Here is a 19,513-nt window from a genome sequence, read left to right as displayed (position 1 = left end):
AAGATGATCAAAGAAGGTATTCACTGGGAAATGTAATAGCTTTGTATTATGATAAAAAAACTATTTAAATATCGATTTCTCATCTTTTTCACCAGTCAGTTATCAATCTTATTTGGTTCACTGATCTTTCCTCCTTCATTTTTTGAAGAGGTTTTGGTACCAATATTATTTCTAATCAATATCGCTTCAGGAATTTTGATGATCTCTAAGACCAAAGTTCTTTTTTGGCTGTATTCCTCTTTGTTTATCATCTCTCTGGTAGTATATGGTCTAGATATTGTTCAGCGAAACGATGTGGAATCGAATTTTGGAATCCGACTCGTTGTTTACTTTATCTTTTATGCTTCGGTTTCCATTAGTATTATCCGACAAGTATGGAGAGCAAAGCGAGTAAATAGAAATGTAATTGTGGGATTGATGAGTGGCTATATTTCATTAGGATTCATTGCTTTCTTCATGTTCTCATCCATCGAATTATACCAACCGGGGTCTTTTGCAGGAATTACAGAACAAGGATTTGATCTTGCTAATAAATTAGATTCCTTGTTGTATTACGCGTACATCACCATGCTTACCATTGGATATGGAGATATTGTTCCCATTGCTCCTATCGCTCAAAAAGCAGCTATATTGGTTGGTTTAATGGGGCAATTTTATACGGTAATCATTACAGCCGTAGTGGTAGAGAAATACATCAAGCATTCTTCTAAAGATTAGTATTTCTATATCTCAAAAAGTCTACTACGATTCTAAAAATGAGTCTATCGAAGCGTATGCAGCAGCCTCGACAAACTCAATCTAATTTTGTTATTATTTTTTAAAATATGCTTGTACCGTATCATAGATTTTTTTGGCTCCTGTGAATGTAGGATCTACATCTTCTTGTTGCCCATCTTGACCATGATCGTTATCTAAACGCCAACTAAACATACCTCCCAATTCATTTTGCAAAGCATATAAAGTCCAGCTTTCTGTGTTAGCCAGTGAAGTTTGATAGATTCCATTTTCAGTACTTACACCTCCCATAATTATACTCTTTTCTATTCCTTTGGAAGTCCAAGGAGAAACGTCATTTGGAGTTCCTGAAGACGAGTAATCTTGGAATTCTAAGTATTGCACGTACTTGTTAAAGATATTTACAGCTCCTTTTCCGTATAAATATTCCGGACCATTACCCGGCCAAGGTACAGAAACTGCAATTCCCAATCCTTTTTTGTCAAACTCTGAACTCAATTGTTCTATCAAAGTAGGTACTTGTTTCATTACCGTTAGATCTTCTGCATCTATTGAGATTCCTTTGTACCCGTTGGTAGACAACCAATCGGCAATGTTTACAGAAGAACGGTTATTATTGTTCTTATTGTCATTAACAGCATCTACAATTCCTGTGCTTCCCAAGCCTGCATAGATTTCTACTCCGTTGTTGGTTTGTGAAAGAATCTGACTTTTTACCTGATCGGCATATTTACCGGTCATATGCACACTATAACCTCCGGTTCCTATTTCTGCCAATTCTCCGAAAGCCAAATTATAGCGAGTTGCATAGTTTAAAGGAACTTTTTTATCGACAAGATTTTGTAACCCTGTTGCGTTCCATGTATCGTACCAAGTTGCGATTTGAAAGTTTGCCATGATGTAAAAGTTTTAAGTTAATAGCATTTAAAACTACTGATCAACAGAGATGTAACTGAGCGTATAAATACGTGATTTTAAAAATGGTTAGGAACCCCAACATAAAAAAACCCGAACAAATGTTCAGGTTTTCTCTATGTATATTTAAAGAAGTTTTACACCTCTCTCATAGCCCATAATTCTCCTTCTCCTTGGTATCCGTCTTGTAACCACATCTTATCAAAGGCATGACTTAATGTTTTTCCGGTTTCTCCTCCTAGACAGTTGAAAGAAACATTTCCATTTCCGTGGTTTACCATTTCCCACTGTTCTCCTTCTCCTTGATTTCCGTCTTGTAACCAAAGTCTACCAAAAGCATGACTTAAGTATTTTCCGGTTTCTCCTCCTGTACAAGCCAAAGCTACTCTGTCTCCACCTAAGTTTTCAAGAACAAAAACTTCTCCTTCTCCTTGAACTCCGTTTTGCAACCATACTCTATCTAAAGCGTGGCTTAAGTACTGTCCTTTTTCAGCTCCAAGAGCTTCTAATGTAATACGCATAATTAAAATTTTTAGTTGATTATTTTCTTTTTCTTACTCTATTCATAGGCTTTTCAGAGTCCGCCTGATATCAAAAAAATTTAAAATCCCCCATCTTTTTTGATGTCACACAAATTTCTCTGAACACAAAGACCTTTCCTAGAGTAGAACAACCTGTTTTGAAAAAACAGGTAGAAGTACCTGACGATCAAACGAATTGTGATTCATAAGCACCAACATCTTACTACAAAAGAATTCTCAACCACAACCAAAAAAGTCAAAATACTTGTTTCCAGTAAAATACCTAAGTAAAAACACCCCATTTTTTATCCAAGGACTAATACGCTTACATCCGGTATTGTTTTGACCTACTTTTATTTTGATCGGGAACACCCCGAAAAGAACAAGTTTAATTATTAAAATATTTTGCAATCATGGCAACACCTAATTCACATGAAGATATACTCGCCTTAGGAGAAGGAAGAGTCGTTTTTGAAGGAACATATTCCTTCCACACACCAGGATCAATCAACGCACCACAAGGAACTTTTACCTTAACCATTTCTGAAGTTGGAGAATTAAAAGCTTCAGGAAAAATGGAAATCACCACTCTTTGGGGAACCACAACGCATACATCATTAACTTACAATGGTGTAGCAGAGTTCAACGGAAGCACAGGATATACAACTGTAAACGGAATAGGAAGTGGAACCATGACCTACGACTTCAACAAAAAGAGACATGTTGTAGCAAATGTAAATATCTCCTTAAAACCGGGAATGAGAGAAGGAGAAGTAACCATACAAGGGTTTGGAGAAGATATGCCTTGTGTGTTAACCAAAATGGAAATTGACGACCTACCAAGGTAATCAACGATCTAGATAAATAAAAAGCCTTTGAATTTCAAAGGTTTTTTTATTTCAACTCCAATCGATACAAATTTCTTCCTCTGCTTGTACCTCTTTCATCTTCATCGGCAACAAATAAGGTAGTATCGTTTTTAAAGGTCACAGATTCTTTTTGAGAGGAATGATCAAACGGATATTCTGTAGCTGTTCCTGAAAAGAAATTATCTCCTGTAAAACCACTAAACACCCAAGCCGATTTGTGATTGATCAACACTACTTTGCTTCCATCACGCGTAATGTCTGCTCCGGTAATCCAACAGTATTTTTCTCCACAAGTAGTAAAATCAGCAATGCGTTGTGCAGGAAACACCCCATAGCTTTCAGCAGGTTTGTAATCCTGTATATTAGGCACACGATACAAGAATGTTCTTCCTATTTTGTTCTTTACACGACTCTTGGTAAACACATAAAAACTTCCTTTCCAAGCAAAAAAACCTTCTACATCGTAGTATTTCTTTTTAGGAGGGAATTTCTTTTGCTCAGGAAACGAGAAATAGATCTTTTCTACCTGAATTTTCTTTTTGCTCTTTAAATCTTCCTTTTTAATCTTTAGAATGCGTAGATCTTTTCGATCGTTTGCATTGTTTCCAAAATCACCTACATACAAATTCCCTTCCTCATCCATGGTAATGTCTTCCCAATCGTTATTAGCTGCATCGATCTTTAGCTCTCGTAAGACTTTTCCTTGTTCTGTGATCAAAAACACAGAAGGTTTGTTCCCACTGTCGTTCAACATCCAAAAAGCGTCTTCATTAGCATCGTATTGAATTCCGGAAACTTCTTCCATCAATCCTGGAAGTTTGGTCTTTACTTCTAACTGCCCAAAGTTTTCACAACTTGTAAAAAAGAGTAAAGTGAATAGAAGTAAAGAAAAAGGCAAGATTCTATTTTTCATAAATACAAAAATAGGAATCTATCTTGTAGATTTTACCACAAGTTAGATTCCTAATAATTCTTTAACAGAAAATTATGTGCTTGTATTGAGTTACCAGCCTCCTGAGGCTCCGCCTCCGCCAAAGCTTCCTCCGCCAAAGCCGCCTCCGAAACCACCACCAAAACTTCCGCCTGATGATCCTCCGCCAAAGCCGCCACGACCCAGGTTGCTTAAAATAATGGCATCCATAATGGTTCCGGCTGCCGATCTTCTTCCTCCACGTCCGCCACCTCTTCCTCTAGAAAAAATCAGTATGAAAATGATGACTATAAAAAGTAAGGTTCCTACAAACCCTATTTTATCTCGTTTATTAGATCTTTTGTTTCCACGATCTTCTTTGAACTCACCGTTTAGTACTTCAAAGATTCCATCGGTACCACGATCCAATCCTGTATAATATCTATTTCGTTTAAATTCTGGAATAATACGTTGCTCGATGATGCGTTTCGACATCAGATCGGTCAATCTTCCTTCTGTTCCTTTTCCGGTAGAAATGGCAATTTTTCGATCTTGATATGCCATCAGAACCAAGATCCCATTGTCTTTTCCTTTCTGTCCAATGCCCCATTTCTCACCCCAATTAGCTCCTAAGTAGTTGATGTTTTCTCCTTTTGTAGAATTGATAATTACAACTACGATCTGAGTAGAAGTTGAATCGGAATAACGAATGAGTTTTCTTTCCAACTGTCTAGATTCAGAAGAGCTTAATAGGTTTACATAATCATAAACGCTGGTCTGCTTACTAGGCTTTTTAGGAATGTCGTATTGTGCATGGGAAATTCCTACAAATAGAAATCCCATTAATAATAGTAAAACTATCTTTTTCATGAGCTTTTTGAGATTTCGTTTGACAATTCATCTATATCGTCTGACTGATATGGGAAGTGCGCTTTTAACTCCTGACCTGCTTGCAAAATTCCTTCTACAATTCCGGTTTTAAAGTCACCCTTTAAGAAATGTCCTTGCATGATATTCTTCGTCTGCTCCCAAAAATCATCTGCTACAACATTGTTGATCCCTTCATCGCCTAAAATCACAAATCTGTGATCATTTACGGCTATATAGATTAGCACTCCGTTGCGAAGCTCTGTCTTATGCATTCCTAAATTGGCAAAGACTTCCTGAGCATACTCGTAATGATCAAAATCTGTATGTGCCTCAATGTGCACACGAATCTCACCGGACGTATTCTTTTCTGCTTCTTTAATTGCTGCTACAATGGCTTTCTCATCTTCTTGAGAAAGAAAGTGTTCAAATTCAGACATTACTACTTCTTCTTATTAAAATCAAAGTTTACATCTGGTGCATTTTCTGATCCTGGTTTCGATTTGTACAACGGTAAACCTTCAAAGCCTGATATTCCTGCAACTACTCTATAAGGTATTTTATTAATGTATATATTATATTCTCCTGCAGTATTATTATATCGATCTCTTGCAACATTGATTCTATTTTCTGTTCCTTCTAATTGACTTTGTAGTTCCAAGAAATTCTGACTCGCTTTTAAGTCAGGATATCTTTCAACAGCTACTAATAACTTAGATAATGCTCCCGTTAATCCTGATTGAGCCTGTTGAAACTGAGCTAAATTTACTCCAGATAAATTACTTGCATCTACTGTTACAGAAGTAGCTTTCGCCCTAGCATTGATCACCTCTGTTAAAGTAGATTTTTCAAAATCTGCAGCTCCTTGCACTGTTTTTACCAAATTACCAATAAGATCATTTCTCCTTTGATAAGAACTCTCTACATCAGCCCAAGATTTCTGAGCTTGCCCCTCCATATCTATCATTTTATTAAATACTCCTACTCCCCAAAATCCTACTATAGTTATGAGTCCTATAATAATTATTAATGGCAACCATTTTTTCATTTGTTCTTTGTTTTTATGTTAGTTAATTGCTTTTATAATGAGGTCCCTCCATCTAAAATAAGGGTTTGACCTGTCATAAATTTTGTTTGATCGGATGCCAACCACACAATTGCATCGGCAATTTCTTTGGCGTCTCCGTATCGTTTCATCGGAATGATACTCTTTAGCATGGTATCCATATCAGGTCGGGCAGACAGTAATTTATCCAACAATGCAGATTCTGTGTATCCCGGACATACGGCATTGATTCGAATGCCTGTTTTGGCATATTCTAAGGCCGCTGATTTGGTCATTCCAACAACTGCAAATTTACTAGCTGAATAGGATAAATTGTTTATCGAAGCCTTTAATCCTGCTAAAGAAGCTACATTTACAATATTTCCGGAGCCTTGCTTGAGCATTTGTTGCAAAGCTAGTTTCATTCCGTAAAAAACTCCGGTTTGGTTCACAGCAATTACAGCTTCCCAATCTTCCAATGTATGTTCAGCTGTTTTTAGCAATTGTTTTGGGCCTATTCCCGCATTGTTCACCATCACATCCAATCGGCCGAATGCTGTTACTGTATGCTGAATTAGGTTTTCTACTTCTTCGTATTGAGCAACATTCGCTTTTATAGGTAGCGATTCTCCGAAATTTGTTACAATTTCATCGGCTACTTTTTGTGCTTTTTCCAAATCGATATCAGAAACTACCACTTTGGCTCCAAAATGAGCAAAGTGCAGTGCCGTGGCTCTTCCAATTCCCGAACCGGCTCCGGTAACGATAACTACTTTGTCTTTTACTTGCATAAAATTTATTTTTTTGGTGATTGAGCGAAGTCGAAATCACATTACAGGTGTCTTCGACTTCGCTCAGACACCATTATCTACAAAATATTAAGCGTGAGTCTAATAAAGCTGAGGCTCTTAGTTCATGAGGGTAATCTTTGATCTGTGCCAGTTTGAAAAATTCATATTTGGTTGCATATTTAACAATCAACACCTCATCCCATAGGGCTTCATCTGCCGGGCCTAAAATTGTAGCCATTGGTTTTCCTTTAAAAATGATCTCTGCTTCTATATGTTCAAAGAAAGGCATGGCTGCTTCTAAATAGGCTTTGTAGGTTTCTGCTCCTGTTTTTCCTGTTTCTGAAACTACTTCTTTATAGTTTAAATAGTTCAGCATAAACACTGGTTGATCATCTGCAAAACTTTTTAATTGTTCTAAACCTTGTTCATTCAATTTCATAGTAAATATATTTACGTGTTGTTATTGCGATTCCGAGAATTGAGATAACTTCGTCATTACATTCCTCGTTATGACATTGTATTTAATCTATCGATTGTGCTTGTATGGCTTTCATTGCTAAATTACAACATAACTCTGAGGCTTTGTTCAAATTGGCAAAACGAGGATCGGTAGTCAACCCCTTGTTGTATCGATAATAGATTTGTTGAGCAATTACTGCAATCTTAAACAAACCAAAAGCATAGTAGAACACAATATTCTGAATGTCTTTTCCTGATTTTTGGGCATACAATTCAACCACTTTACTTCTGATAGGATTGCCTTCAAATATGGTTGGTGAAGGAATTCCTTGTTTTACAAAATCGTGATCTGTAGCTACTGTCCAATACCCTAAAGATGTTCCTAAATCCATAAGCGGATCTCCCAACGTGGCCATTTCCCAATCTAAAACTGCATTGATGTTTTTCCAACTAGCATCTTTAAAAACAACATTATCGTATTTGTAATCGTTGTGAATCAAACAGTGCTCGTATGTCTTAGGTTGATGTTCATCCATCCATTGCATTACCTTTTGTGCTGCCTGAACTTCTTCTGTAGCTGCTTTTAAATATTGTTTCCCCCAGTTGCTTACCTGACGTTCTACATATCCTTCCGGTTTTCCTAAATCAGACAATCCTACAGCATGATAATCCAGTTGATGTAATTCTACAAAAGTGTCTAGCCAAGAATGGGCAATAGTTTGATATGCATTGGGTGCTAAGTCTCTATTTTTTGCTTCTTTATAATTTAAGATGATTCCATCTACCTTTTCCATCAGGTAAAACTCACTTCCCAAAATAGAAGCATCATCTGTATAAGCATACATCTTTGGCACTTTAGAAAAACCTTTTTGTACTCCACTTTGTACTTTAAACTCACGACTCATATCGTGACCTCTTTTGATGGCTCCTACCGGAGGTTTTCTCAATACAAATTCTTTTTCTTCTATGCTGAGCAAATAGGTAAGATTGGAATAGCCGTGTGTAAATTGCTTTACATGTAAATCGCTTTGCATAGACTCGATCAATTCATTTTGCTGTAAAAACTGCTTGAGCGTTGCTTCGGGTAATTCTTCTCCTTTTCGTACGTGTTGATTACTCATTTTAAATTTTAACTATGCTCGTTCTCCATTTAAATCAAATGTAGCTAAATGCTGGTTTTTGGCATTCCAAATAGAACATTCAATTGTTGGGTTTTCTTTGGTTATTTTCTTCACATACTCAAAAGCTTCATTTTTAGATTCAAAAATCAAAAACACTTCTCCTCCTTGAGGAACTATATGTTTTGTTTTATCAATATTCAACACATGTCCGGTTGCATATTCAGCATGCAAAACAGCATATTGATTATCTTTTAAATTAGGCTTTTCCATATTTACGAATCAAGCTTTTTCCTAATTGATACATATGTACTTCATCCGGTCCGTCTGCCAAACGCAACATTCTGGCAATGGCATAATAGTGTGCCAATTGTGTATCCGGCCCAACACCTTTTCCTCCTAAAATCTGAATGGCTCTGTCAATAACTTTTAACGCCATATTGGGTGCTACTATCTTGATCATGGCTATCAAATCTTTGGCTTCTTTGTTGCCTTGTTTGTCCATTTTATCTGCCGCTGAAAGCGTAAGTAATCGTGCTTGCTCTATCTCGCATTGCGATTGCGCGATGTCTTGTCGTATACTGCTGTATTCGTAGAACTTCTTTCCAAAGGTTTCTCTTTCCAACGTTCGTTGCGACATCAATTCTAAGGCATATTGTGCCATTCCTACCAATCGCATACAGTGATGAATCCTACCCGGACCTAAACGTCCTTGGGCAATTTCAAAGCCTCTTCCTTCTCCTAAGATCAAGTTTTCTTTAGGAACACGAACATTGTTCAGTTGAATCTCTGCATGTCCTTCCGGCGAATCATAAAATCCTAATACGGATAAAGGGCGAACAATTTCCAATCCCGGAGTATTCATAGGTACCAAGATCATACTTTGTTGTTGATGACGATGTGCTTCCGGATTGGTTTTTCCCATTACAATAGCAACTTTGCAATGTGAATCCATTCCTCCAGACGACCACCATTTTCTTCCATTGATCACATACTCATCTCCATCTAAAACAATAGAGGTTTCAATATTGGTTGCATCGGATGATGCTACTTCGGGTTCTGTCATTAAAAAAGCAGAACGGATGTCGCCATTCATCAAAGGTTGAAGCCATTCTTGCTTTTGAGCTTCTGTTCCGTACTTCGCCAAAACTTCCATATTTCCGGTGTCGGGCGCAGAACAGTTGAATATCTCTGAGATCCAAATGCGTTTTCCCATGATCTCTGCTAAAGGAGCGTATTCTAGATTGGTCAATCCCGGGCTCAAGTTGCCATATTCTTTGGGCAGAAAGAGATTCCACAATCCGGCTTCTTTGGCTTTTTGTTTTAGCTCTTCTGTTTTGGGCCAGCGTTTCCAAAGATTCTCTGGGTTTTGTTGAAATGCATAAAACGCTGCTTCTACAGGAACAATATGTTCTTCTATAAAAGCATTGAGCTTTGCTTGTAATTCTAGTGATCTATTTGAGTATTCGAAGTTCATAATATTAGCCTCTATATCCTGTTATATTACCTCGTATTTCATATTCATCACATACATAGATTTCTTGGACTACTTTATCTTGTCTATCTAATTTCATATAATCTGATTTGCTCTTCACTTTGATGTATTTCTCTTTTTGATTTTTAAAACAAAGCATTGTTCCAAACTCAGAACTTCCCATATAACTATAGTCAGAAAACTTGCATCCAAAACAATTACGGAATGTAAACCTTGTTTTTATCTTCTTAAGGATTTTATTTGCCGCTCCTTCGAAATCATAATCCTCTCCAACAATTTTTTCTCCTAGTATATTCAAGGTTAATTGAGTCCAAACACTTTCTATAAAACCTCTCCCTAAACTTTTACCTGAATTTATTTTCATTTCCATTTCACTATAAATGATTTCTTCTGTTTCAAAATCAATTATTTGAACGGGTAAAAAAACTGTCATCTTGTATTCACATATTTCATAAGCAACACATTTTTCTCCACAAGAAATTTCATTTATAGAAAACTTCTCTTGTTTACTCCCTCTATACTCATTGTAATTCAACATTTCAAAGTCATGAAATGTTGATCCTTCAAATTTAAACCCATCCAACTCAAAAGTTAAATATTCATGATCGTTTTTAATCTCAACTTCAGTTGAATAATATTGGTTCTCAAAAAAAGCTTTGTATTGTATCGTTTTCATTTAACTTTTTTACCCAGAAATCATATATCCTCCATCGGCAGTATAAACTCCTCCTGTCATATAAGTTCCCGCATTGGAAGCTAGTAAGCAAGCCAAGCCCACCATTTCTTCCGGCTGCCCCATACGTCCGCTTGGAATGGATTTTTCTATTTTGTTCAACAGTTTTTCATTTTGCCACAAAGCTGCACTGAATTTGGTTTGAATCAATCCCGGACAAATAGCATTGGCTCGAATTCCATAACGTCCCCATTCTTTGGCTTGATTCTTTGTTAGCATCAACAAAGCAGCTTTACTTGTACTGTACAACCCCAAACCAAACCCTGGAGTTAATGCTTCTACAGAAGCAATATTGATGATACTTCCATTCTTATTGGCTTGCATATGAGGCAAAACTAAATTGGATAGTTCCCAAGGCGCTTTTACATTTACCTCCATGATCTTGTCAAAAATAGCCGAATCTGCATCTTCTATCGGTCCAAAAACAGGGTTGATAGCTGCATTGTTTACCAATACATCAATACGCCCAAAAGCCTCCATGGTTTTCTCTACCAAATTCTTTCGTTGGTCTTCTTTTCCAATATGACAGGCAATACCAATTGCTTCTAGTCCTTCTTCTGCAAATTCTTGCACTACTTCATTACAGGCTTCCTGACTTCTACTACTGATAACTACTTGCGCTCCTTTTTCTGCCAGACCTTTGGCAATGGCTTTACCAATTCCCTTACTCGATCCTGTAACGATCGCTACTTTTTCCTTTAAATTAAATTGATCCATTATTTCCTCTTTATCTTATGAACTCTAATTAAAAAGTTTGCCGCATTTCACTTTGTTCCATTCGCAAAGACAGCTTTTATGTCTTCGCAAGGGTAGTATAACCGAAGCGATCTTTTTATCTCTCATACGATCTTATATAATAGGTTCTGTATCTTTTTTGATGGTGAGTGATTCTGTATTCAGTAAAATTTCTGACAGCCCTGTAGTCTTAGGCAACTCATAGGTATAGAAATATTTCATGGTATGGATCTTACTGTTATAAAACTCATGAGAATAGTCGCCTCCTTCCTGAAGCGAACGTGTTGCATGTGTTCCTAAATCCAACCACATCCATCCCATTAAGATCAAACTCATGAACTCCATAAATACGGAAGCATCTGCTAAGTATCGTTCATAATTCCCTTGCATTGCATGTGGTAGTAAGTGTCCTAAAACTTTCTGCGTTAATTGTAATTTTCCTCCCAGAACTTGTGCATGAGTTTTCAATTCTTCAAAAGCGGAAGCTTCTTGAATGGTTTTTAGAATCTCTCCTGAAAGTAACTCTAAGACTTTTCCGTTTTTCATAGGAACTTTTCTTCCTAAGAGATCCTGCGATTGAATTCCTGTAGTTCCTTCGTAGATGGAGAAAATACGAATGTCTCTGTAGTATTGTTGTAAAATATAGTCTTCACAAAACCCATATCCTCCTAAAGTTTGCAATCCGGCATTTACGGCTTGTATCCCCGCTTCTGACGGATAGGTTTTTACAATAGGAATGATCATCTCTAACAATTGATGATATTTTTCTTTCTCTTCCGGTGAAGTTGCTGTCGCTGTACGATCGTAATAATTGGCTGCTAGTAAAGTCAAACTCATCGTTCCTTCTACAATAGATTTTTGCTGCAACAACATTCTACGAACATCAGGATGATTAATGATCAATGTTTGCTTCTCATCAGGGTTCTTTTTCCCATCACTGGATAACTTTCTTCCTTGCGGACGTTCATTGGCGTATTCTAAAGAGGCATAATATGCAGCACTTGCAATGGCTGAAGCTCCACGACCTACAGCAATCCGCGCAGCATTCATCATCATAAACATATAATGCAATCCTTTGTTTGGTTCTCCTACCAACCAACCTCTACAATCTTCTTTATCTCCAAATCCTAAGTGTGTGGTGCAATATCCTTTTTGTCCTAGTTTTTGAAAATCAGCTACCGTAGTTACATCATTCCATTCCAATGTCCCATCTTGTTTGAGTCGGTTTTTTGGCACTACAAACAAAGAGATTCCTTTGGTTCCTTTAGGTGCTCCTTCTATCCTAGCCAATACCATGTGTACTACATTTTCGGCAAAATCATTGTCTCCTCCGGAGATAAAGATCTTTTGTCCTGAAATATGGTAATATCCTTCTTCGGTAGGTATTGCTTTGGTTATTACATCGGAAAGTGAGCTTCCGGCTTGTGGCTCTGTTAAACACATGGTTCCTCCCCAAATTCCGGACAGCATTTTAGACACATAGGTTTCTTTGAGCTTTTCATCTGCAAAATGCACGATCAATTCTGCGGCTCCTTGAGTCAGCGCTGCATAACCCGGCAAATGATTGTTGGCTGCATCTAAGATATAATAGGCAGCTGTTTGGGTCATAAGTGGGATTTGAAGTCCGCCATCATCATAGTCAAACGGAGCTGAGATCAATCCCAGTTCACCGCCTTTATGCATCATGGTTTTTACTTGGTTGTGTACAAAGACTTTTCCATCTTTATGATAGGCAGGCTGTTCATCCATCTCTTTGAAATAGGGAAACATTTCTCTGTCGGCAAATTCTTTTACAGATTCTAAAAACATATCCAAGGATTCCTTGTCATGGTCTTGAAAACGCTCTCTGTTAAGTAAACCTTCGAGATTGTGCACATCATAAAGCATGTATTTCAATGTATCTACATCTACATACTTTTGTGGCATTTTTTTATTTTTTTCAATGTATCCTAGACATTAAAGACAAGAGATTCCTACGTTTTTAGATAAAAAAGACTTAGATATTCCTTAATACTGAATAGCGTCTTTTCTCTTGATTCTTTTAGTGAAACAATCTTAAGTTTAACAACCTTGGATACAATGTTGTTTATAATTGATTCTTGATCTTGATCAATTCGGCTTTAACTGCTTCTAATCTACTAATTATTTCGTGATTATTAACCACACCTTCAGGGTTTTTCTTGAGCTTTTGCTTGGCTCCGTCTAAGGTAAAGCCTCTCTCTTTTACCAGATTGTAGATCAATTTGAAGTTGGAAATATCTTCGGGAGTAAACAAGCGATTTCCTTTTGCATTCTTTTTGGGCTTGATAATATCGAACTCTTTTTCCCAAAAACGGATTAAGGATGTATTTACAGAAAATGCCTTGGCTACTTCTCCTATTTTGTAGTATCTTTTTTCAGGTAAGTCGATGTGCATAGCAATATATTAATCGTAAGACTGACCTTCTTTTTCAGAAGCAATTTGAACTGCTAAAAACTCTTCTGGAGTTAAATCTCCATAATAGAAGTTTATTGGGTTTACAGCACGTCCGTTCTTATGCACCTCATAATGTAAATGCGGAGCTACAGATCTTCCTGTATTCCCAACATAACCAATCAAATCTCCTCTCTTTACTTTTCTTCCTCTTCGTGTAGCAATCTTACTCATATGAGCATAAACGGTTCTGTATCCAAAACCATGATCTATATACACAACTTTTCCAAAAGTAGGACTTCTTCTTGCTAAACTTACCGTACCATTTCCTGTTGCATAAATGGGTGTTCCGATAGGAGCCGTAAAATCCATTCCTTTGTGGAATTTTCTAATCTTTAAGATCGGGTGCATTCTGTATTTGAATCCTGAAGAAACATAGGATTCTTCTTTTTTCACCGGCATGATTGCCGGAATTGAAGCTAACATGGTCTCTTTTTCTTTGGCTAAAGAAACAATCTCATCCAAAGATTTTGATTGCACAACCATCTGCTTCGATAATATGTCTATCTTTTTGGTAGCACTTTTGATCATTGCAGAATTGTCAAAACCATCCAAATACTTGTATCGATTTACCCCTCCAAACCCGGCTTTGCGTTGCTCTTCCGGAATAGGATTGGCTTCAAAATATTTTCTATAGATATTGTTATCTCTCTCTTGCAGTTGCGATAAAATATGAGAGCTTTCATCCAGTCGTTTGTCCAGCACTTCATAGTTGAGTTTTAAGTTTTCTAACTCACGCTCTTGCGCTAGTTGTTCAGGTGTTTTTAGGAATTGGCTAAATGCAATAAATCCAATAAACATGAGTAGCAATCCACCAAGAGTAGACAACACAATTACTTTTGTGATATATCCTTTGCTGGACTCTATCTTACGATAGCTTAGGGTCTCTGAATCGTAATAATATTTTACTTTCGCCATACGACTAAATATGCTACTTTTGTGAGCTGTAGCGCTTTTGTATTTTTAAACAGCTCTACACTAATAACTGACAAAGTTACAAAATGTTTCACTATTCAATTTTTTGAAGCATTTTTTAAAGATAAGTTAACACTAAAAAAACTGGCGTAAAAGCCTAATTGTAAGATTCATGAAATCTCAAGAAATTCGTTCTAAATTCTTAGACTTTTATAAGGACAAATCGCATGCGATCGTTCCTTCATCTCCTATGGTTTTAAAAGATGATCCAACCCTGATGTTTACCAATTCGGGAATGGCCCCTTTTAAAGAGTTTTTCTTGGGAAATGCAGTTCCTAAAAGTAATCGAATAGCAGATACACAAAAGTGTTTGCGTGTTTCCGGAAAGCACAATGACCTGGAAGAGGTAGGATACGATACCTATCACCACACGATGTTTGAGATGTTAGGAAACTGGAGTTTTGGTGATTACTTTAAAAAAGAAGCCATTGCTTGGGCTTGGGAGTTATTGACTGAAGTGTACGGAATTTCTAAAGACATTCTTTACGTAACAGTATTTGAAGGAAGTGATGACAAAGACAAACTTCCTATGGACCAAGAGGCTTATGATTTTTGGAAACAGATCATTCCGGAAGATCGTATCCTGATGGGGAACAAAAAAGACAACTTCTGGGAAATGGGAGATCAAGGTCCTTGTGGTCCTTGTTCAGAGATTCATGTTGATATTCGTACTGAAGAAGAAAAAACCAAAGTAGATGGAAAAGATCTTGTGAATATGGATCACCCACAAGTGGTTGAGATCTGGAACTTGGTTTTCATGCAATACAATAGAAAAGCAAACGGTAGTTTAGAAGACCTTCCTGCAAAACATATTGATACCGGAATGGGATTTGAGCGCTTGTGCATGGTGTTACAAGGGGTAACTTCTAATTACGATACAGATGTCTTTACTCCGATCATTCGTGAGATAGAAGCTATATCAGGATTGAAATACGGAGAGAATGAAAAGCAAGATATTGCCATGCGTGTAATTGCAGATCACGTAAGAGCAGTTGCTTTTTCTATTGCTGATGGTCAATTACCAAGTAACAATGGTGCCGGTTATGTGATCAGAAGAATTTTACGTAGAGCGGTACGTTACGGATTTACTTTCTTAAACAAAAAAGAACCTTTTATCTATCGTTTGGTAGACATTCTTTCTAAGAAAATGGGGAAAGCTTTCCCTGAGATCAAAGCTCAAAAGCAATTGATCGAAAATGTGATTCGTGAAGAAGAGAGTTCTTTCTTAAGAACCTTAGAACAAGGGTTGATATTATTAAACCAAATGATCGTAAATGCGAATTCAAAGGTAATTTCCGGTGAAAAAGCATTTGAATTATATGATACCTACGGATTCCCAATTGATCTAACATCATTGATCCTTCGTGAAAAAGGATTGAGCTTGGATGAAAAAGGATTCCACGAAGAAATGGCAAAGCAGAAAGAACGTTCTCGTGCTGCGAGCGAAAGCTCTACAGACGATTGGACTGTTTTGATGGATGATTCCGAAGAAGAATTTGTAGGATACGATACTTTAGAGGCCAAGGTAAAGATTACTCGTTATAGAAAAGTAACTTCTAAGAAAGATGGAGACATGTTCCAACTGGTTTTCAACTTAACTCCTTTCTACCCGGAAGGTGGAGGTCAGGTTGGTGACAAAGGATATTTGGAAGATGTGCATGGTGATGTAATCTATATTTTGGATACAAAGAAGGAAAACAATGTGATCATTCACTTTACCAAAAACCTTCCGAAGCATTTGGCAGAAAGTTTCAATGCTGTTGTTGATAAAAAGCAACGCGAAAGAACTGCTGCCAACCACACAGCTACTCACCTATTGCACCAAGCTTTACGTGAAGTTTTAGGAACTCATGTTGAACAAAAAGGAAGTGCTGTACATTCGAAATATTTGCGTTTCGACTTCTCTCATTTTTCGAAAATGACGATTGACGAATTACGTGATGTAGAAAATTTTGTGAATGCTAGAATTGAAGGAAAGTTACCTTTAGAAGAGAAAAGAAGTATTCCAAAAGAACAGGCTCTAGCAGAAGGAGCAATGAGTTTGTTTGGAGAAAAATATGGTGATACCGTACGATCGATTCGTTTTGGAAATTCCATCGAATTGTGTGGGGGTACTCACGTACAAAACACTGCCGATCTATGGCACTTCAAGATCAAATCTGAAGGAGCGGTAGCTGCAGGAATCAGACGTATTGAAGCAATTACTACAGATGCTGTAAAAGACTTTTATTTTGAGAACAACAGACAGTTCTTTGAGATGAAAGACTTATTAAACAACAGCAAAGAACCTGTAAAAGCTTTGCAATCTTTACAGGACGAAAATTCTGCCTTGAAAAAGCAAATAGAGCAGTTATTAAAAGACAAAGCAAAGAACTTAAAAGGAGATCTAAAAAGTCAATTAGAAGAAGTAAACGGAGTGCAATTCCTAGCTACAGAAGTTGATTTGGATGCCGGTGGTATTAAGAACCTAGCTTTTGAATTAGGAAATGAATTTAACAACTTGTTCTTGTTATTTGGAGCCAATGTAAACGGTAAAGCTATTTTAACTTGCTACATTTCTAAGGAGATTGTTTCTGATACCTTAAACGCCGGTAGCATTGTTCGCGAATTGGGTAAATTTATCCAAGGTGGCGGAGGTGGTCAACCTTTCTTTGCAACTGCAGGAGGTAAAAATCCAGGTGGAATTAAAGATGCCTTGAGTAAAGCAATCAGCTATTTAGAGTAAAATATGAGCCTTCTATATTTTCAGACTTGCGACTGCTTCGCTTTTAGAATAAAGAACCAAGACATAGCAACAACAGTCTTTAATTAACAAGAAGTTATTATATTTAGTATTCTTTGAGCCTCATACACTTTAAACCTTTGCAGCTTACAGATGAATCTTCAGACCCACATACCCATTAACAAGGAAACACGAAATCCTATCGATTATTCGTCTTCAATTTTCTTGTTGGGCTCTTGTTTTTCTGAAAACATCGGGAATAAATTAGGATATTTTAAGTTTCAAACAGTCCAAAACCCTTTGGGTATTCTTTTTCATCCAAAAGCGATTGAAACTTTGGTAACTCATGCTATCAATGAAAAGGAATACACAGAAGAAGATGTATTCTTTTTAAACGAACGTTGGCATTGTTTTGATGCACACTCTCAGTTGAGCAATGTATCAAAAGAGGATTTGCTCACTCATTTGAATGCTGCTGTTCAAGAAACACATCAGCAACTAAAAGAATCGTCTCATATTGTACTTACCTTAGGAACTGCTTGGGTCTATCGTTTTATTGAAACAGACACATTGGTTGCCAATTGTCATAAGGTTCCTCAAAAGAAGTTTTTAAAAGAGCTACTCTCTGTAGATGAGATTACCGAAAGTTTAGAAGCTATTATTTCATTGATCAATTCGGTAAATCCGAAAGCGACAATTCTTCTCACGGTTTCTCCGGTTCGTCATTTGAAAGATGGATTTGTAGAAAATCAGCAAAGCAAAGCACATTTGATCTCTGCTATTCATCAAGTTGTTGAGCCTCGAAAGAGAGTTCATTATTTCCCAAGTTATGAATTGATGATGGACGAATTGCGCGACTATCGTTTTTATGCCGAAGATATGATTCACCCAAACGCAACTGCCATCAACTATATATGGGAGAAGTTTGCCGGAAGCTGGATCTCAGAATCTGCACATAACACAATGAAAAAAGTTGAATCTGTACAAAAGAGATTATCGCACAAACCTTTCAATCCAAATTCTGAAGAGCATCAACAGTTTTTACAAAAAGTTACTACTGATGCGCAAACCATTCAACAAGAGCATCCTCATATTTCTTTTTAAAATACGGCAAATGGCGTATTGATTTTCTTCTGTTATTCATTGATCTTTGTAATAAATCATTCCTCAATGAAAACCAACCGAATAATTATCATTCTTCTTATTTTCTGCTCTTTATTGATCGCCTGTAATTCCTATGGTAAAAAAGAAGAGTTCTACGGAACAGAAGTTTACTATACTAAAGGGGTAAATACAGAAGATGCTAAACGCTTGGGAGAATTTTTGGTTCGCTCAAAGTTTGCTGATGGCAAAACCAAGTCTGTTCAGCTCACAAAAAATGAAGAGAACGGACATTATGTTTTTCGAATGGTAACCAATAAGAAAGTTCAGAAAGAAGACACCTATGACTTCTTGTTTAAGGCATTGGCTATTCAGATATCTGATTCTGTCTTTGCAGGAAAGCCTGTAGATTTTGAGGTTTGTGACAATACATTTAATACGATAAAGACACTCTCTTTTCAATCGAAATAAAACATTACTGTTCCTCCAGAAAAAGAGAAAGGGGATGCAAATGGGTCGCGATCATTTGATGAAAATACGCCAAATGGCGTATTTTTTTTCATCTGTATGTTCAAGAGATTTGTCTATAGAATCTAAAACCAAATTTTATGAAAAATTATAAAGTTCTTATACTAAGCTCTTTGTTTCTTGTGTTCCTATCCTGTAGTTCTAATAACACCGTTGTGGGTTCATGTGCTACAACGTGTACATATACTTTGACAGCAGGAGAAACTGCCGGGACAGTTCCCGCTTCATTGGTAGGAACTCATACAGTAACATATACAGAGATCGTAGCAGGTGCTCCATTTGCCAATGGTGTTTCCGCTACATTTACCATAGCCAATAATGAATTAACCGTAGAAATTGACGGGATGGAGTGTATTACACTTCAAAACCCTATACAAACCTCAGCTTCTGAAGTTACTTTTGTAGATGATTGTAGAGACAATTTAAAATACGCTGTTTCTGCAACCCAATCAGGAGCTTTGAATGAAATAAATGTGAGTAGCACTTCTAACCAGTTTTTGGGACAATTTACAGAATAGTTC

Annotated in this window: 22 protein-coding genes; 6 read left to right on the top strand and 16 right to left on the bottom strand. The window is 36.9% G+C overall.

The window, feature by feature from the left end; genetic code table 11:
• The first annotated feature begins 48 nt into the window (after positions 1-48).
• Positions 49-717, top strand: a complete 669-nt coding sequence (locus ACFSRZ_RS14225; RefSeq protein ID WP_379667235.1) for an ion channel — start codon at positions 49-51, stop codon at positions 715-717.
• 93 nt (positions 718-810) lie between these two features.
• Here ACFSRZ_RS14225 and ACFSRZ_RS14220 read toward each other — a convergent pair whose 3' ends face one another.
• Entirely contained in the window at positions 811-1,632 is an 822-nt protein-coding gene (locus ACFSRZ_RS14220) for a hypothetical protein (RefSeq protein WP_379667234.1), read from the bottom strand.
• Positions 1,633-1,787: 155 nt separating this feature from the next.
• Complete coding sequence (locus tag ACFSRZ_RS14215; protein WP_379667233.1) at positions 1,788-2,171, bottom strand: fascin domain-containing protein; 384 nt, start codon at positions 2,169-2,171, stop codon at positions 1,788-1,790.
• Between the two features lie 413 nt (positions 2,172-2,584).
• On the opposite strand from ACFSRZ_RS14215, the gene ACFSRZ_RS14210 reads away from it, so the two are divergent.
• Positions 2,585-3,019 carry a hypothetical protein gene (locus ACFSRZ_RS14210; RefSeq protein WP_379667232.1) on the top strand — a complete coding sequence of 145 codons (435 nt, stop codon included), beginning with the start codon at positions 2,585-2,587 and terminating at the stop codon, positions 3,017-3,019.
• 46 nt (positions 3,020-3,065) lie between these two features.
• Here ACFSRZ_RS14210 and ACFSRZ_RS14205 read toward each other — a convergent pair whose 3' ends face one another.
• The 14 genes from ACFSRZ_RS14205 to ACFSRZ_RS14140 form a co-directional block, all read right to left on the bottom strand.
• The gene (locus tag ACFSRZ_RS14205) at positions 3,066-3,953 is read right to left on the bottom strand and encodes an SdiA-regulated domain-containing protein (protein ID WP_379667231.1); all 888 of its coding nucleotides are present in this window, start codon (positions 3,951-3,953) and stop codon (positions 3,066-3,068) included.
• Between the two features lie 90 nt (positions 3,954-4,043).
• Entirely contained in the window at positions 4,044-4,820 is a 777-nt protein-coding gene (locus ACFSRZ_RS14200) for a TPM domain-containing protein (protein ID WP_379667230.1), read from the bottom strand.
• The gene (locus ACFSRZ_RS14195) at positions 4,817-5,257 is read right to left on the bottom strand and encodes a TPM domain-containing protein (RefSeq protein WP_379667229.1); all 441 of its coding nucleotides are present in this window, start codon (positions 5,255-5,257) and stop codon (positions 4,817-4,819) included. Before ACFSRZ_RS14195 ends, ACFSRZ_RS14200 begins: the two co-directional genes overlap by 4 nt.
• A 2-nt stretch (positions 5,258-5,259) precedes the next feature.
• On the bottom strand, positions 5,260-5,865 hold the full coding sequence (locus tag ACFSRZ_RS14190; RefSeq protein ID WP_379667228.1) for a LemA family protein: 606 nt from the start codon (positions 5,863-5,865) through the stop codon (positions 5,260-5,262).
• A 32-nt stretch (positions 5,866-5,897) separates the two neighbouring features.
• Positions 5,898-6,653: an SDR family NAD(P)-dependent oxidoreductase gene (locus ACFSRZ_RS14185; RefSeq protein ID WP_379667227.1), complete on the bottom strand. Its 756-nt coding sequence runs from the start codon at positions 6,651-6,653 to the stop codon at positions 5,898-5,900.
• Between the two features lie 73 nt (positions 6,654-6,726).
• Positions 6,727-7,092 (bottom strand): hypothetical protein, encoded by a 366-nt coding sequence (locus ACFSRZ_RS14180; protein ID WP_379667226.1) that lies wholly within the window; start codon positions 7,090-7,092, stop codon positions 6,727-6,729.
• A gap of 82 nt (positions 7,093-7,174) precedes the next feature.
• A complete protein-coding gene (locus tag ACFSRZ_RS14175; protein WP_379667225.1) occupies positions 7,175-8,233 on the bottom strand; it encodes a phosphotransferase family protein in 1,059 nt (352 codons plus the stop codon).
• Positions 8,234-8,245: 12 nt separating this feature from the next.
• Positions 8,246-8,503, bottom strand: a complete 258-nt coding sequence (locus ACFSRZ_RS14170) for a hypothetical protein (RefSeq protein ID WP_379667224.1) — start codon at positions 8,501-8,503, stop codon at positions 8,246-8,248.
• Positions 8,490-9,707, bottom strand: a complete 1,218-nt coding sequence (locus ACFSRZ_RS14165; RefSeq protein WP_379667223.1) for an acyl-CoA dehydrogenase family protein — start codon at positions 9,705-9,707, stop codon at positions 8,490-8,492. Before ACFSRZ_RS14165 ends, ACFSRZ_RS14170 begins: the two co-directional genes overlap by 14 nt.
• Before the next feature lie 4 nt (positions 9,708-9,711).
• On the bottom strand, positions 9,712-10,401 hold the full coding sequence (locus tag ACFSRZ_RS14160) for a DUF6304 family protein (RefSeq protein WP_379667222.1): 690 nt from the start codon (positions 10,399-10,401) through the stop codon (positions 9,712-9,714).
• Between the two features lie 9 nt (positions 10,402-10,410).
• Positions 10,411-11,175, bottom strand: a complete 765-nt coding sequence (locus tag ACFSRZ_RS14155) for an SDR family NAD(P)-dependent oxidoreductase (RefSeq protein ID WP_379667221.1) — start codon at positions 11,173-11,175, stop codon at positions 10,411-10,413.
• 132 nt (positions 11,176-11,307) lie between these two features.
• The gene (locus ACFSRZ_RS14150) at positions 11,308-13,119 is read right to left on the bottom strand and encodes an acyl-CoA dehydrogenase (RefSeq protein ID WP_379667220.1); all 1,812 of its coding nucleotides are present in this window, start codon (positions 13,117-13,119) and stop codon (positions 11,308-11,310) included.
• Positions 13,120-13,279: 160 nt separating this feature from the next.
• Positions 13,280-13,609 carry a MerR family transcriptional regulator gene (locus ACFSRZ_RS14145; RefSeq protein WP_379667219.1) on the bottom strand — a complete coding sequence of 110 codons (330 nt, stop codon included), beginning with the start codon at positions 13,607-13,609 and terminating at the stop codon, positions 13,280-13,282.
• 9 nt (positions 13,610-13,618) lie between these two features.
• Entirely contained in the window at positions 13,619-14,584 is a 966-nt protein-coding gene (locus ACFSRZ_RS14140; RefSeq protein WP_379667218.1) for a M23 family metallopeptidase, read from the bottom strand.
• A 169-nt stretch (positions 14,585-14,753) separates the two neighbouring features.
• On the opposite strand from ACFSRZ_RS14140, the gene alaS reads away from it, so the two are divergent.
• The 4 genes from alaS (at position 14,754) to ACFSRZ_RS14120 (ending at position 19,510) form a co-directional block, all read left to right on the top strand.
• Positions 14,754-17,366: an alanine--tRNA ligase gene (gene alaS / locus ACFSRZ_RS14135; RefSeq protein WP_379667217.1), complete on the top strand. Its 2,613-nt coding sequence runs from the start codon at positions 14,754-14,756 to the stop codon at positions 17,364-17,366.
• A 150-nt stretch (positions 17,367-17,516) separates the two neighbouring features.
• A complete protein-coding gene (locus tag ACFSRZ_RS14130) occupies positions 17,517-18,467 on the top strand; it encodes a GSCFA domain-containing protein (protein ID WP_379667216.1) in 951 nt (316 codons plus the stop codon).
• Positions 18,468-18,533: 66 nt separating this feature from the next.
• Positions 18,534-18,935, top strand: a complete 402-nt coding sequence (locus tag ACFSRZ_RS14125) for a hypothetical protein (protein ID WP_379667215.1) — start codon at positions 18,534-18,536, stop codon at positions 18,933-18,935.
• Positions 18,936-19,072: 137 nt separating this feature from the next.
• A complete protein-coding gene (locus ACFSRZ_RS14120; protein WP_379667214.1) occupies positions 19,073-19,510 on the top strand; it encodes a hypothetical protein in 438 nt (145 codons plus the stop codon).
• Positions 19,511-19,513: the final 3 nt, after the last annotated feature.

Source organism: Pseudotenacibaculum haliotis (assembly GCF_042684245.1).
In the GTDB taxonomy this organism is placed as follows: domain Bacteria; phylum Bacteroidota; class Bacteroidia; order Flavobacteriales; family Flavobacteriaceae; genus Polaribacter; species Polaribacter haliotis_A.
The sequence above is the reverse complement of the archived record's forward strand: the minus strand, read 5'-3'. Positions and strand labels throughout refer to the sequence as shown.